Raw genomic sequence first — 14,182 nt, forward strand, 5'->3', positions numbered from 1 at the left:
AATCGACAATGACAGTCTCTATACAGATGCCCCAAAACGCCTTATTGGAACAGCTCATTAAAATTTTTTATCATTTACTTCCAAATGATTTTAATTCATTCATAAAATCATTGAACTGCGGAATATTCATTTGCTGCGCCTCATCTGATAAAGCTACAGCGGGATTTGGATGTACTTCAGCCATAATTGCGTCTGCACCAATTGCCATCGCTGCTTTTGCAGTTGATAAGAGAAGGTCACGTCGCCCTGTAGAATGCGTTACATCGACAACAACAGGTAAATGTGTTTCTTTCTTTAAAATCGGTACAGCGGAAATATCAAGCGTCTTACGCGTCACTCTTTCATACGTGCGAATACCTCGTTCACATAAAATAATGTTCCCATTTCCCTTTGCCATCATATATTCTGCCGCATTAATGAATTCTTCAATCGTTGCTGATAGACCACGTTTTAATAATACTGGTTTATTTACAGCACGAGCTGCCCTTAGCAAATCAAAGTTTTGCATATTGTGAGTGCCAATTTGAATAACATCAACGTAATCTAATGACATCTCAATATCATTTGGATTTAAAATTTGTAATCCTGCTAATCCAAGACCTTGAAAATCATACGGTGAAGTATGTGGCTTGAAAGCACCACCACGCATTAATTTCAACAATCGTATCTTCTATTTTTTCTTACAAGACACAAGTAGTGCTTTACGATAATCCTCTTCTTGTAACTCTAAACCAACTTGAAAAATTTGTTTGAAAATATGTTGTAAAGTCGAAGTTTCAAATGGACCATTATTATTCTCTACAATTAAATCCAGCATATTTCTTTCACGTACAGGATCAAAACGTTTCACACCTTATACTTCTTTTAAAGTACCAACTTCTTGTACGAGACGACCTCTTTCGTTTAATAACTCTAATATTTGTAAATTAAGTTGATCAATTTCAGAACGTAAACGACCTAATTGTTGTGATGCCATAAAAAAGCCACATCTTTCAAATTCCTATATATTACTTTTTTAAGATAACTTATTATAGTTGATACATATACGATTGTCACACGATATACAGCAATGAATTATCATCAAAAAACATTGTATATTTTCATTTAAAATAAAAAAAAGACAGTTTACATACTGTCTTTTTTTACAAGAAGGAAACAAACGGTTTATCACTGTTTTTCTCTTTTATAATAACGGCCTCAATTTTACTCTCGGACTTGATCTGTAATTGGACTTTCGCATCTTTAGGCAATTTGTCCAACATACCTTGCGCAGCCAATTGGGTAAGAGCCATTAATTCTGTTTTACCGTTATATTTAATAACAATATTCATATTTAATGTATCCATTTGATCTTTCTTATAAGAAACTTTTGCGTTGACTGGAATAAAATCTCCAGTAGAAAAACCTTTTATTTCCTTAGCAAAGTTAGTTATTTTTGTATTATCTTCTCCATGTGCTTGTGTAAATTCATCAGAAGGATATGAATACGACTTTTCATCAATTGTACTCCAATTTCCAAGGTTCGTATCATTCTTTTGAACAGTAGCACTAGCAATATACGTACCATTTTTTAAAGAACTTGTACTTTCTTGCTTAAAGATAGCAAACGTAATTGGAGATTTGTTATATTTATCATTTTTGTTAATAGCTTCAATAAGTTGTTTAGCAACTTCAGACCCTTTAGACATAGCTTCTTCATTCGATACACTTGAAGACATAGCTAAGCCAATCATAACACCAGATAAACTTAATTCATTTGAATTCTGTTTTCCGAAATAGTCTTGTTCTATAATATTCGTCAAAACTGGCGCTTCTACTTTCGCAACTAGTTCATCAACTAGTTTCTCTGGAATATACTGATTTAATTGCAGTACGTGGCTCTCTGTATCAAATTGCTGCGTTGCAATATTTATTAAACCATTTTCATACTCTGCTAAATCTAATTTAGAATTTGTTTTTATATTAGCTGTATTAATAACCTTTTGTTCTTTTAAAGGAATAACAGTTCTATAATAATCTTTAGAAACAGCAGTTCTCGGAATCATACTTTTTTCTTTTGTATCTTTTTGTATAACTTCATCCTTCTTACTAATCGTATTACTATTGTTACTACAAGCTCCCAGTAATAAACTTACGACTGCGAAGGATAATGCCATTTTCTTCATTACTTAAAACCTACTTTCAACAATCTAGTTATTTAGTTTGAACTATTAATAGTGTACCATTAAATATATTTCAACAAAAACAAAAAAAAGAAGCAAGCACCTTTAGCTTGCTTCTTTTTACTTTATATTCTCTTCTAAAGCATCTTTTTTAATATTCCAATGAGATGTATTCCATACTACCATACCATCTTTTATGTATAGCACTTGCGGTGATTCATGTCTAATACTGTATTGTTCTGCAACACGATTTGACACATCTCTTGCATCTTGTACGTATAAGTAATACGCTGGCACTTCTCTTTCTTCACTGCAATACGCTTGAAATTCTGTGTATGCACCGTGACTAATCGGGCATGTCGTACTATGTTTAAAAAGAACATACGGCTCATTCTTTTCTACTAAGACTTCAAGCTCTTCAATTGTTTCAAGCTTTGTCATATTCATCACGATTCACCTCTCATACGAAATCTAGAGCGCTTCTCTTTCTTTTCAGCGTTTTTCTCAATTCTTTCTAATTTACGCTCTTCTTTTTCAACCTTCTTCTCTTGTCTCGACGCACGGTAATGATTGTATACTTCAATCGCCGCACTGCTCCACTGTACAACTTGCGCTACTTTATCAGCGTTATTTTCAATTTCGTCCGTTACAGAGTCTGATACATTACGAAGCTTCGTATTTAAAGATTGGATTGTCGTTCCAATCCCATCTACACCCGCTACCACTTTATTTAATGACTGTGACTTCTGTTGAATATCATCAGCTAACGCATTCGTTTTATGTAATAATTGCTCTGTCTCTACGCTGATTCCTTGCATTTGTTTTTCTAAACCTTCTAACGTGCTTGCAACGTTTTCTAACGTCTTCTGAACCGATAACAACGTTCTGCATACATACACTACTAATACTGCGAAAGCAACCGCGATAATAGCCGCACTTACATATAAAAGAACTTGCATTTCATCACTTCCTTTATCTTTTTCATACTTTCCCCTATTATACAATCATTTTCCGTTTCATTCTAATCCCTATCTCATCATTAGAATTTTCATACTTATTCGTTAACTGTAACATAAATCATTCAACAAATTCCACTAAGTAGGTTACAATAGGAGAGGATACATAATTAGTAGGGAGGCTTTACATATGAAAGATCCACGTATTGAAAAGTTAGCATACAATTTAATTAACTACTCTATCCGCTTACAAAAAGGTGAAAAAGTATTAATTGAAAACTTTGGCTTACAAAAAGAACTTGTAACTGCACTTGTAAAAGAAGCATATGCAGCTGGTGGTTTCCCATTCGTCTCTTTAAAAGATCATCAAGTAGATCGCTCTTTATTAATGGGTGCTACTGAAGAACATTTCGAACAAATCGCTGCATATGAAGCAAGCGTAATGAAAGACATGGACGCTTATATCGGCCTTCGCTCTGGCGATAATATTAATGAACAAGCTGACGTTCCAAGTGAGCGTATGAAAGTTCATGGCCAAACAGTTGGTAAAAAAGTTCATAGAGACATTCGCGTTCCAAAAACACGCTGGGTTGTTCTTCGCTACCCAAATGCTTCTATGGCACAGCTTGCTAAAATGAGTACAGAAGCTTTCGAAGACTTCTACTTTGAAGTATGTAACTTAGACTACGGTAAAATGGATAAGGCGATGGATAGCCTTGTTACATTAATGAATAAAACAGATAAAGTTCGTTTAACTGGTCCTGGAACTGACTTAACATTCTCTATTAAAGACATTCCAGCAATTAAATGCTCAGGTCATTTAAACATTCCAGATGGTGAAGTATACTCTGCACCAGTTCGTGACTCTGTTAACGGTACAGTTTCTTACAACACACCATCTCCTTACAACGGTTATACATTTGAAAATGTACAACTTAAGTTCGAGAACGGCCAAATCGTTGAAGCAACTGCAAACGATTCAGAACGCATTAATAAAATCTTCGATACAGACGAAGGCGCACGCTACGTTGGTGAATTCGCAATCGGCGTAAACCCATACATCTTACATCCAATGGGAGACATCCTATTCGATGAAAAAATCGATGGCAGCTTCCACTTCACTCCTGGACAAGCTTACGACGATGCATGGAATGGTAACAATTCAAACATCCATTGGGACTTAGTATGCATCCAACGCCCTGAATACGGCGGCGGTGAGATTTACTTCGACGACGTACTAATCCGTAAAGACGGACGCTTCGTTGTACCTGAATTAGAAGCTTTAAACCCAGAGAACTTAAAATAATAAAAAACGCTCGGAATTATATCCGAGCGTTTTTTTATTATCCTCACCCTATATCGATCTACTGTTCTTACTTTTTGTTTGCTGAAAATGAAAATAATATAAAAGCGCCACTGCGATAGTACCTATTAATATTGGTTCATATAAGGGCAGATCCCATTTCATATATACTCTAGTGCAAATAGCAAACACAAGCAAAATTTCCAAACAAAACAAAGGTTTTACATATTTCATTTCTTACCTACCATTTCTATTTTCACATGTGGATTTTCTTTCTCGATAAGCGCCAAAAAGTCATTCATATTTTGCGGCATCGCAATTATATGTACTTTATATGCATTCGTCGTAATTTCAAGCGATTTCCCAACTTGACGAATTATTCTTATCTCTTTCAATACAATATCGTCATTTAAAACACCGTACTTTAATACGCCATTTTCTACTTTATGTTTTTTAATAAATACTTCCCAAACAAGTGGTACATTTACAATGAAGCATAAACCCATCCCAATCAACGCCGATATCCAATGCGCTTTATTAGTGAAAAGCATGACAATTGGATATATACACATAAAAGCTAACGTAAGACAAACAAAAATGACTACTGACTTACTTCTTTGAATTGGAAAGTTCATACCTACACCCCCTAATCCAAATTATACCACTATTTCCATTTTAGTTCATAGAAAAAGGCCATTTCTAAATGACCTTTTACACAATGTACCTATAAAATTTCTTATCTACCTGTAACACCGGAAAATTTTTCGGCAACTGATCTATACTCACACTTTGAAAACCATTCTTTTCATAAAAACGATGTGCCGCTAAAAATTTTACTGTTGTTCCTAAGTAAATATCTTTCAATTTTTTATCCTCAGCCCATGAAATTGCTGTTTGAAGCAACATATGTGATGCGCCCCATTCTTTTCCGCGAAACTCTTTCTTCACGAACATTTTTCTTAGCGCTACTTGATGATTCTCAATATCTAATAAAGCTACTGTTCCAACTACTTTACCATCATAAATTGCTACCCAAAAGTTTCCGTGATCCTTTTGATAGAATGTTTCTATTTCAAGTAAATCAGGTTGCTCTTCTTTCGTAATGGGAACATTATACTCTTTTTGCTGAATATGAACGATAAGATCTACTACTTCCTCTTGAAACGTACCTTCATATGGAACAATACGAATCTTCTCGTTCATCGAATCTCTTTCCATTCTGAAGCTAGTAAACTATATACAGCGATATCATGAAAATGATCATATAGCCATTCTTCATCTCGTAAAATACCATCTAACTTAAATCCTAAACGTTCTGGAATTGCGCGGCTTTTCGCATTTTCAACACCGCATCGGATTTCCATTTTATTTAATTTTAAATTCTCAAATGCATATTGAAGCACAGCCTTCACGCTACGCGTCATAACGCCTTTTCCTCCAGCATCTTCTGCAAGGTAATACCCAAGACTCGCGGCTTTCTTCCCCCAGCTCACTGGATGAATACCTACCATCCCAACGAGCTTTCCTTTGTAACGTATACCACTTTCAAAACCGTCTCCCTCTGCAAACTTCTTTAACCACATCGGAAAAATTTCATCATAAGCATCAGCAGATTTTGTCCCATCTACCCAAGGGAGCCATTTCCGTAAATGATTACGGTTTTGATCTAATAATTGATATAATTCCTCTTTATGATGTTTTTCTAGTAATTGTAGTTCGATTTCGTCATCTACTCGGAGTGTGAACATGTTTTTTAGTCCCCTTTTTAGTTTTCTTATTATTCTAACATTTATATTTCAAAACGCGTACCAATATATCAACGATTTTTGAAATATATCGAACACAACTCCATATATATCGACGTTTCAACATTAAAGCACAACCACGACAACATAAAAAAGACGCACAGCCAAGCTATGCGTCTTTTCTATTATTTCTCTGCAACTTGAACTTCTTTTACGTAAGCTGCTTCGAATTTTTGGATGTCACCTGCGCCCATGAAAATTAGAACGCCGTTTTTATGTTTCTTTAATACATCCGTTGTTGTATCTGTAATTAATTCTGCACCGTCAATACGCTTTTGCAGATCTTCGATTGTTAATTCACCTTTGTTTTCACGTGCTGATCCGAAAATATCACATAAGTATACTTGGTCAGCTTTGCTTAAGCTTTCTGCGAACTCATCTAAGAACTTTTCTGTACGTGAGAATGTATGTGGCTGGAATACAGCGACAACTTCACGCTCTGGATGTTTTTGACGAGCAGCTTCAATCGTTGCATTAATTTCTGTCGGATGGTGTGCGTAGTCATCGATGATTACTTGCTCTCCCATCGGCTTTTCATTAAAGCGACGTTTTACGCCTTCAAAAGTTGTTAATTGATGTTTTACTGCTTCTACATCAACGTTTTCATAATGACAAAGCGCGATTACTGCTAATGCATTTAATACGCTATGGTTGCCGTATCCTGTAATTTTGAACGTGTCATAGTACGTATTACGAACGAATACATCGAATATCGTGCCATCTGTTCTCTTTTGAATGTTACGTGCTTGGAAATCATTATCTTCTCCAAATCCATAGAAAATAACAGGTACTTTCGCTTGAATTTTTTGAAGTTCTTCATCATCTCCACATGCAATAATGCCTTTTTTCACTTGCAATGCCATCTCTTGGAATGCACTGAATACATCATTGATGTCTGCAAAATAATCTGGATGATCAAAATCAATATTCGTCATAATTGCATAGTCTGGATTGTAAGACAAGAAATGACGACGATACTCACAAGCTTCAAATACAAAATACTTACTATTTTCTACCCCATGCCCTGTTCCATCTCCAATAAGGTAAGATGTCGGGTGTGCACCTTGCATTACATGGGCTAACAAACCTGTTGTTGATGTTTTTCCGTGTGCACCAGTTACAGCAACACTTGTGTATTGGCTCATCAGGTCACCTAAGAAGTGATGGTAACGATGGACTGGGATGTTTAATTCTTTTGCTGCTACGATTTCTTCATGCGTATCAGGAAATGCATTTCCTGCAATAATCACTTGTCCTTCTTCTACATTATTCTTATCAAAAGGAAGGATCGAGATACTACGCTTTTCCAACGCTGTTTGTGTAAAGAAACGCTTTTCATAATCAGACCCTTGAACAGTATGCTTCATATCATGAAGAATTTGCGCTAATGAACTCATTCCTGTTCCTTTAATTCCTACAAAATGGTAAACTGTCATCTTAAAGAACCTCCAACATTTCGAACTAATACAACGGCCTATCTATAAGACAGTATATGAATCTTTTCTTATTTTGGTAATCATCATACATTTTTGATGTAGTGAAATTATTCTTTCCCTTCACTTATCAGGATAAACTCGTACGTACTTCTTTATATGTCCATAACAAGTCCATTATAGCAAAAAAGAAGCCGCTATACTATGATAACAGAAAAACTGATAGGGTCAATCACCTATCAGTTTTTCTCTCTTTTACATATCTTCTCTTTTTTCTAATTGAACACGCTCTAAACGTGGGTTTGGACGATATTTACGACCAGCTTTTGCTTCTGGTTTCCCATTTAATTCTACATTATCACCAGTAAAGCCAATATTCATTTTTAACAAGCTACTTCCTACCCCGTATATGTCAACAGGTACCTTTTGAGCTTCAAATTCACGAATACGTTTTTCATCAAATCCACCAGTTACAACGATGTCTACATGCTGGAATCCTTCTTCATCAAGCGCCTTGCGAAGTGCAAATACGAGCGATGGGTTTACACCACGTGGATCGAATGTTCCAAGTACTTCTGGATGGCGAATAAAGTATTGATCAATCATTGTGCGAGACGTATCTACACGCACACCTTTTAATGTTGATCCAAACTCACGCGCTACACGAAGTGCATCTGTAATAACATCATTATTGTAATCAATTAGTACAACTAATTCATCTTCTGGGAATTTCTTATGATATGCTTTTGCCGCTTCTACAACATCACCATTAAACATTTGAATTAATGCGTGAGGCATTGTTCCCATACCACTTCTGCCCCACCATTCATTCATTGCATGCGTCGCTTGTGCGCTCATACCTCCGATGTATGCTGCATAACCGTCACCAGCTTGTTGTGTATAATGATCGTCACGATCTCCCATGAAAATAACTGGTTTTTCTTTATCTACACTACGTGCAGCTTGGACAACATTATATACGTTTGTTGCAACCGATGTACGACGAGCTAAAATCCCATCAATAACACCTTCTAAAAATCCGAAATTCTCATAAGGACCATGAATTGTTAACACTGTTTCAAATGGACTAATTTTATCGCCATCTTTTAAAGAGTTAATTTCAAGTCCCTCAGGATTTTTAGCGAATGTTTGCAGCAATGCAATTACTTCATCTGTTCCGCAAAGAACTGCATTTTCTTTTTGGAAAAATTGCATCGTTACAACACTTTTTGGGCGAAATTCTTCAATAATTTCTCTAGTTTTTAAAAAGTAAACGGCGGAGAACCAACCTTCTCCAACACGTTCGTCAAATTTAAATGTTTTATTTGTTAGTCGATTTATTTCACCTTTTAATTTTAATTCAATTTCTTTCATGTCGCTTTACTCCCTACTTTACTATCCAACATTTTCTATTAGTATACAGCAAAACCGTGGACTATACATTCGTTTCCTGCATAGCAGCAAATTCATCCTCAGAAATAAGGACATCTCTCGGCTTAGTTCCTCTCGCTTCAGAAATAATCCCTTGCGATTCCATCTCTTCAATGAGACGTGCTGCGCGATTATAACCAATACGGAATTTTCGCTGTACAGAAGATGTGGACGCTCCCCCTTGTTCTACAACAAATTGACATGCATCAAAGAACAGCTCATCTTCCGACTCAGCCTGTTCTGTTTTCGCTAATAAATCCTCTTGCTTAAATAAGTAATTCGGCTTCATTTGCTTTCTCACATGATCAACTGTTTTTTCAATCTCATCATCCGATACATATACACCTTGTACACGAACTGGCTTAGATGTACCGTTCCCTAAAAATAACATATCACCACGGCCAAGTAATTTTTCCGCGCCCCCAATATCGATAATCGTACGTGAATCAACTTGAGATGATACAGTAAACGCAATACGCGTTGGAATATTTGATTTAATTAAACCTGTAATAACATCTACAGATGGACGCTGCGTCGCAACTAATAAATGAATACCACAAGCACGTGCTTTTTGCGCAATACGACAAATTGCTTCCTCAACATCACCTGGTGCTACCATCATTAAATCGGCTAACTCATCAATAACGATAACGATATAAGGTAATGTCTCACCTGGAATATCTCGCTCACTTACAATTGTATTATAGCGAGTTAAATCACGAGCACCAGCATGCGCAAACAATTCATAACGACGCTCCATCTCATCAACTGCCCACTTTAACGCAGCTGTCGCTGCTTTTACATCCGTAATAACAGGTGCTACAAGATGCGGAACAGAATTGTATGGTGCAAGCTCAACCATCTTCGGATCAATTAACATTAACTTCACTTCATGTGGTTTCGCTTTATATAAAATACTCGTTAAAATCGCGTTAATACACACACTTTTACCTGAACCCGTTGCACCCGCAATGAGTCCGTGCGGCATTTTTCGAATATCCGTTACAATTGGATCCCCTGAAATATCAAGTCCAAGCGCAACAGTAAGCGGTGATTCACTCTTTGTGAATACAGGACTTCTTAAAATCTCGCGAAGAAATACTGGCTTACTTTCTTTATTTGGAACTTCAATTCCAATTGCACTCTTCCCTGGAATCGGCGCTTCAATACGAATATCTTTCGCAGCTAAACTTAACTTAATATCATCACTTAAATTTGTAATTTTATTTACTTTCACGCCTGGGTCTGGTTGCACTTCAAAACGAGTTACTGCTGGCCCTTGCGATACATTAATAACATGTGCTCCAACATGAAAATTATTAAACGTTGTATCTAATAATTCTTTTTGCTCATCTAACCATTCTGTATTATCTAGCGCTGATTGCTGTGGAATTGACAACAACGCTAATGGCGGAACAGTATATGTCGGTGGGGTGTGCAATACATTTCGCATATCGTTCTCTCTTTGATTTACAACATATGCTTTCTCTTTTGGTTCTGTACTTGAAATTGACTTTTGTACTTGCTCTACCACTACTTGTTGCATTGGTTGTTCTTCCACTTGTGGTTCTGCTACTACTTGCTGCACTGGGCTTTCTTCCACTTGTGATTCTACTACCACCTGCTGCATTGGTTGCTCTTCCACTTGTGGTTCTGCTACTACTTGCTGCACTGGTTGCTCTTCCACTTGTGGTTCTGCTACCACCTGCTGCATTGGTTGTTCTTCCACTTGTGGTTCTGCTACTACTTGCTGCACTGGGCTTTCTTCCACTTGTGATTCTACTACCACCTGCTGCATTGGTTGTTCTTCCACTTGTGGTTCTGCTACCTCTTGTTGTACTGGCTTATTCTCTACTCGTACATTAGCAGAAGGCTGCATTGCATTTGCTCTAGCTGCATGTCTTTCCATTAATCGTGTTCTATCTTGTTTCAACATAACAACATTAAATGGTACATGACGCTTTTTCTCACGTTTTGGTTCTTCTTTTTTTACAACGGGTTGTTCTTCTGCGACCGGCACTTCTTCTTCAACTGATTGCTCTTCTACGACCGGTGCTTCTTCTACAACTCGTTTATTTTCTTCTGTTTCTGTAATTAAAACATTCGCAAAGCTTTGAACATCGTTCTTTGTCTGTTCATCAGCCTCAGCTACATGTATGAATTCACTGTTTTGTTCAATTACTTCATCTTCTTGCTGAATTTCCTCAAGTGCTACAAATGTCTCTACTACAGGCGCTTTTGTTTCTGCGATCACTTCTACTTCTTCTAGCTCTTCTGTTTCCGCAATTACTTCTACTTCTTCTAGCTCTTCCGTTTCCGCAATTACTTCTACTTCTTCTAGCTCTTCTGTTTCCGCAATTACTTCCACTTCTTCTGACTCTTCTGCTTCTGCGATTACTTCTACTTCTTCTGACTCTTCCGTTTCTGCAATTACTTCCACTTCTTCTGATTCTTCTGTTTCCGCAATTACTTCCACTTCTTCTAGCTCTTCCGTTTCCACAATTACTTCCACTTCTTCTGATTCTTCTGTTTCCGCAATTACTTCCACTTCTTCTAGCTCTTCCGTTTCCACAATTACTTCCACTTCTTCTGATTCTTCTGTTTCTGCAATCACTTCTACTTCTTCTGATTCTTCCGTTTCTGCGATTACTTCCACTTCTTCTGATTCTTCTGTTTCTGCAATCACTTCTACTTCTTCTGTTTCTGCGATTACTTCCACTTCTTCTGATTCTTCTGTTTCTGCAATTACTTCTACTTCTTCTAGCTCTTCTGTTTCTGCAATCACTTCTACTTCTTCTGACTCTTCCGTTTCTGCAATCACTTCTACTTCTTCTAGCTCTTCTGTTTCCGCAATTACTTCCACTTCTTCTGACTCTTCTGCTTCTGCGATTACTTCTACTTCTTCTAGCTCTTCTGTTTCTGCAATTACTTCCACTTCTTCTAGCTCTTCTGGTATTTCCACAATGATTGTTTCTTCAAGTTTTTCTTCTGCTTTGACAATCACTGATTCTTCTGGAGCTTGCTTTTCTACTTCAATAGTAGGTTGTTTTATTTCTGTATTACGTTTAATTTCTTCTGATAATATTGTATCCTCATGCTCTACTTTAGAAGCTACTAATTCTTCTTGTAGATTGTTTTCGTTTAACACCACTACATCTTTTTCTAGCTTAGCACTTTCCATCTGCTCAGCTACTGTTTTATGAAGTAATTCATCCGCTGAAACTTCCTGCGGTGTACTCATTTCTTTAATCACTTCTTTTTCTTCTACTAAAGGCACTTGGCGTTCAATTTCATAACCGTTTTTCTCTAGCCATTGATCAACAACTGATTTTTCTTCTTTTTTGCCCTGTTGGCCTTTCTGTTCAACTACTTCACCTGGAGCAGAAGACGTTGCTTGCCCTTCTGAGAAATCAGATAATTTATATCCTTTTTTCTCTAACCATGCATCAACAACTGCTTTTCCCTCTACAGATATTTCAAGATCTTCTCTTTCTTTTACTTCCTCCTGCTTTTCAACCTTTTTCTCTACTGAAGGACGATTATATCCATAAATTGGCGAAATCATTTCTGTTGGACGAAATGGTCTACGGTTACTCTCTTGCGAAGGTGCAGATGCCTTTTTAACGACAGACTCCCGCACCGGTTCATATTGCACTTCCGGCTCTTCATATGTAGAAACTACCTTTTCCACATACGGTCGTCTGCTTCTTTCCACCTTTATTCCTCTTTGGGCAGTCGGTTCTTCATATGCTACTCCTTGAACAGGTTGTTCTTCAAAGCGATTTACTTCGCTTTCATCCTCTTCATCGAACCCATTATCCGGTACTAAAGGAAAACGGCATTTACCTGCATTCCTACTTGCCATTTGTGCTTCTCTTGCTTCAGTGTAGTGGTTTACACGAGGAATTTTCGGCTGACTTTCAATTTGCTTTGGTACTTCTTTATTCATCGCTGTTTGTTCTTCCTCTTTGTTAAACAGCTTTTTCATCCAATCTAACATGCTTACCACTCTTTCTACTAAATAGTAACATCCTTTATTGTATCAGCATTCGGCAAAAAGTGCAGGTAAAATTAAGCATGTCATATTTATCCACAATATTCTAATTTACGAGTGTTTTCATATGGAAAAACGCAGCCTTTCATGTAAGACTGCGCTTAAGCTTTACTCTTCCGATATGCATCTACACTATCCGTTACACTTTGCAATAAAGAATTTACATACTGCGGGTCAGATAATTTTTTATCTTCTTCATGGTTTGACATAAACCCAAGTTCTAATAGTACGCCAGGTACTTTGGACCAATTGAATCCAGAAAGGTCATCCCTAAATTTAATTCCATTTACTTTCACTTGCTGATTTTCTCTCATTTTATTTACTATCGTTTGAGAGATTTGAAGACTTTCCGCATAAATCTCTTTCGTATACGGACTTCCTCCTGCCGGCGTCAATACAGCAAATCCACTTTGGTTTGGATTTTCAGAACCATCTGCATGAAGACGTAAAAATAAATTAGCCTTATGATTATTTGCGAATGTCGCCCGTTCTTTATTACTTATATCAACGTCTTGTGATATTCTCGTCATTAACACTTGTATCCCTTTTGCTTCAAGCTTTTCTTTTAATAAAAAAGCCATTTCTAATACAAGTACAGCCTCTCTCTTTTTCGTCACAACACCTGTTGTACCGTCTGTCACTTTATATTTTTGCGTTGTTGCCCCTGGTCCAATCGGCTCTAAATTTAAATTCGCTTTTTGTTGATGCCCTGGATCAATAACGACGAGAAACTTTCCTTGCTTTTCATTACTCTCTACTTTTTGTTCATTATTTTGCACTGGTTGCTCAATTGGCTGCACCGTTGTAGTTTCTTCTTTCTTTTCCTCGGCTGACACTTCCTCTTGCCTCTGTTCTACTTGCGATTCTTCGTTCTTTTCTTGTTCTTGCTGCTTTTCTACCGGTGCGTCTTCTTTGGTATCTTTGTTTTTCTCTTGTATAGAAGATGTAGTTTCTTTTTTCGGCTGCTCTTGTGAACAACCGGCCATATATATTCCAATGAATGCAATCATGCTCATTATTTTTATATACTTCATACTT

At 36.9% G+C, this 14,182-nt stretch carries 12 protein-coding genes and 1 pseudogene; 1 reads left to right on the forward strand and 12 read right to left on the reverse strand.

What is annotated here, in order from left to right; all coding sequences use genetic code 11:
• Positions 1-70: 70 nt before the first annotated feature.
• From AC3EMB_RS23040 to AC3EMB_RS23055, 4 genes and pseudogenes are all read right to left on the reverse strand, one after another.
• Positions 71-976 (reverse strand): annotated as a pseudogene (locus tag AC3EMB_RS23040) (bifunctional 3-deoxy-7-phosphoheptulonate synthase/chorismate mutase).
• A gap of 166 nt (positions 977-1,142) precedes the next feature.
• On the reverse strand, positions 1,143-2,165 hold the full coding sequence (locus tag AC3EMB_RS23045; RefSeq protein ID WP_000738029.1) for a CamS family sex pheromone protein: 1,023 nt from the start codon (positions 2,163-2,165) through the stop codon (positions 1,143-1,145).
• Positions 2,166-2,282: 117 nt separating this feature from the next.
• Positions 2,283-2,609, reverse strand: coding sequence for a bacillithiol system redox-active protein YtxJ (gene ytxJ / locus AC3EMB_RS23050; protein ID WP_001057469.1), 327 nt, complete (start codon positions 2,607-2,609; stop codon positions 2,283-2,285).
• Complete coding sequence (locus tag AC3EMB_RS23055) at positions 2,609-3,121, reverse strand: DUF948 domain-containing protein (protein ID WP_001197721.1); 513 nt, start codon at positions 3,119-3,121, stop codon at positions 2,609-2,611. Before AC3EMB_RS23055 ends, ytxJ begins: the two co-directional genes overlap by 1 nt.
• A 187-nt stretch (positions 3,122-3,308) precedes the next feature.
• Here AC3EMB_RS23055 and AC3EMB_RS23060 point away from each other — a divergent pair, with 187 nt between their 5' ends.
• Positions 3,309-4,424: an aminopeptidase gene (locus AC3EMB_RS23060; protein ID WP_000654729.1), complete on the forward strand. Its 1,116-nt coding sequence runs from the start codon at positions 3,309-3,311 to the stop codon at positions 4,422-4,424.
• Positions 4,425-4,472: 48 nt separating this feature from the next.
• On the opposite strand, the gene AC3EMB_RS23065 is transcribed toward AC3EMB_RS23060, so the two are convergent.
• The 8 genes from AC3EMB_RS23065 to AC3EMB_RS23100 all read right to left on the reverse strand — a co-directional run bounded on the left by AC3EMB_RS23065 (position 4,473) and on the right by AC3EMB_RS23100 (position 14,178).
• On the reverse strand, positions 4,473-4,655 hold the full coding sequence (locus tag AC3EMB_RS23065) for a hypothetical protein (RefSeq protein ID WP_023523191.1): 183 nt from the start codon (positions 4,653-4,655) through the stop codon (positions 4,473-4,475).
• A complete protein-coding gene (locus AC3EMB_RS23070) occupies positions 4,652-5,056 on the reverse strand; it encodes a PH domain-containing protein (RefSeq protein WP_488517287.1) in 405 nt (134 codons plus the stop codon). Before AC3EMB_RS23070 ends, AC3EMB_RS23065 begins: the two co-directional genes overlap by 4 nt.
• Before the next feature lie 76 nt (positions 5,057-5,132).
• Positions 5,133-5,624, reverse strand: a complete 492-nt coding sequence (locus AC3EMB_RS23075; protein WP_071731401.1) for a GNAT family N-acetyltransferase — start codon at positions 5,622-5,624, stop codon at positions 5,133-5,135.
• Entirely contained in the window at positions 5,621-6,169 is a 549-nt protein-coding gene (locus tag AC3EMB_RS23080) for a GNAT family N-acetyltransferase (protein ID WP_053563537.1), read from the reverse strand. Before AC3EMB_RS23080 ends, AC3EMB_RS23075 begins: the two co-directional genes overlap by 4 nt.
• A 182-nt stretch (positions 6,170-6,351) precedes the next feature.
• Entirely contained in the window at positions 6,352-7,662 is a 1,311-nt protein-coding gene (murC, locus tag AC3EMB_RS23085) for a UDP-N-acetylmuramate--L-alanine ligase (protein ID WP_000219469.1), read from the reverse strand.
• 252 nt (positions 7,663-7,914) lie between these two features.
• Positions 7,915-9,033 (reverse strand): nicotinate phosphoribosyltransferase, encoded by a 1,119-nt coding sequence (locus AC3EMB_RS23090; protein WP_366987531.1) that lies wholly within the window; start codon positions 9,031-9,033, stop codon positions 7,915-7,917.
• A gap of 61 nt (positions 9,034-9,094) precedes the next feature.
• Complete coding sequence (locus AC3EMB_RS23095) at positions 9,095-13,090, reverse strand: DNA translocase FtsK (protein ID WP_488517288.1); 3,996 nt, start codon at positions 13,088-13,090, stop codon at positions 9,095-9,097.
• A 155-nt stretch (positions 13,091-13,245) separates the two neighbouring features.
• Entirely contained in the window at positions 13,246-14,178 is a 933-nt protein-coding gene (locus tag AC3EMB_RS23100; RefSeq protein WP_488517289.1) for an N-acetylmuramoyl-L-alanine amidase, read from the reverse strand.
• Between the last annotated feature and the right edge of the window lie 4 nt (positions 14,179-14,182).

It is taken from the genome of Bacillus sp. LQ16 (genome assembly GCF_057784645.1).

Bases quoted from the DNA above. Each gene is read 5' to 3' on its own strand.
- AC3EMB_RS23065 (WP_023523191.1), bottom strand. From the start codon at position 4,655: ATGAAATATGTAAAACCTTTGTTTTGTTTGGAAATTTTGCTTGTGTTT.
- AC3EMB_RS23070 (WP_488517287.1), bottom strand. From the start codon at position 5,056: ATGAACTTTCCAATTCAAAGAAGTAAGTCAGTAGTCATTTTTGTTTGT.
- murC (WP_000219469.1), bottom strand. From the start codon at position 7,662: ATGACAGTTTACCATTTTGTAGGAATTAAAGGAACAGGAATGAGTTCA.
- ytxJ (WP_001057469.1), bottom strand. From the start codon at position 2,609: ATGAATATGACAAAGCTTGAAACAATTGAAGAGCTTGAAGTCTTAGTA.
- AC3EMB_RS23095 (WP_488517288.1), bottom strand. From the start codon at position 13,090: ATGTTAGATTGGATGAAAAAGCTGTTTAACAAAGAGGAAGAACAAACA.
- AC3EMB_RS23080 (WP_053563537.1), bottom strand. From the start codon at position 6,169: ATGTTCACACTCCGAGTAGATGACGAAATCGAACTACAATTACTAGAA.
- AC3EMB_RS23045 (WP_000738029.1), bottom strand. From the start codon at position 2,165: ATGAAGAAAATGGCATTATCCTTCGCAGTCGTAAGTTTATTACTGGGA.
- AC3EMB_RS23075 (WP_071731401.1), bottom strand. From the start codon at position 5,624: ATGAACGAGAAGATTCGTATTGTTCCATATGAAGGTACGTTTCAAGAG.
- AC3EMB_RS23100 (WP_488517289.1), bottom strand. From the start codon at position 14,178: ATGAAGTATATAAAAATAATGAGCATGATTGCATTCATTGGAATATAT.
- AC3EMB_RS23090 (WP_366987531.1), bottom strand. From the start codon at position 9,033: ATGAAAGAAATTGAATTAAAATTAAAAGGTGAAATAAATCGACTAACA.
- AC3EMB_RS23060 (WP_000654729.1), top strand. From the start codon at position 3,309: ATGAAAGATCCACGTATTGAAAAGTTAGCATACAATTTAATTAACTAC.
- AC3EMB_RS23055 (WP_001197721.1), bottom strand. From the start codon at position 3,121: ATGCAAGTTCTTTTATATGTAAGTGCGGCTATTATCGCGGTTGCTTTC.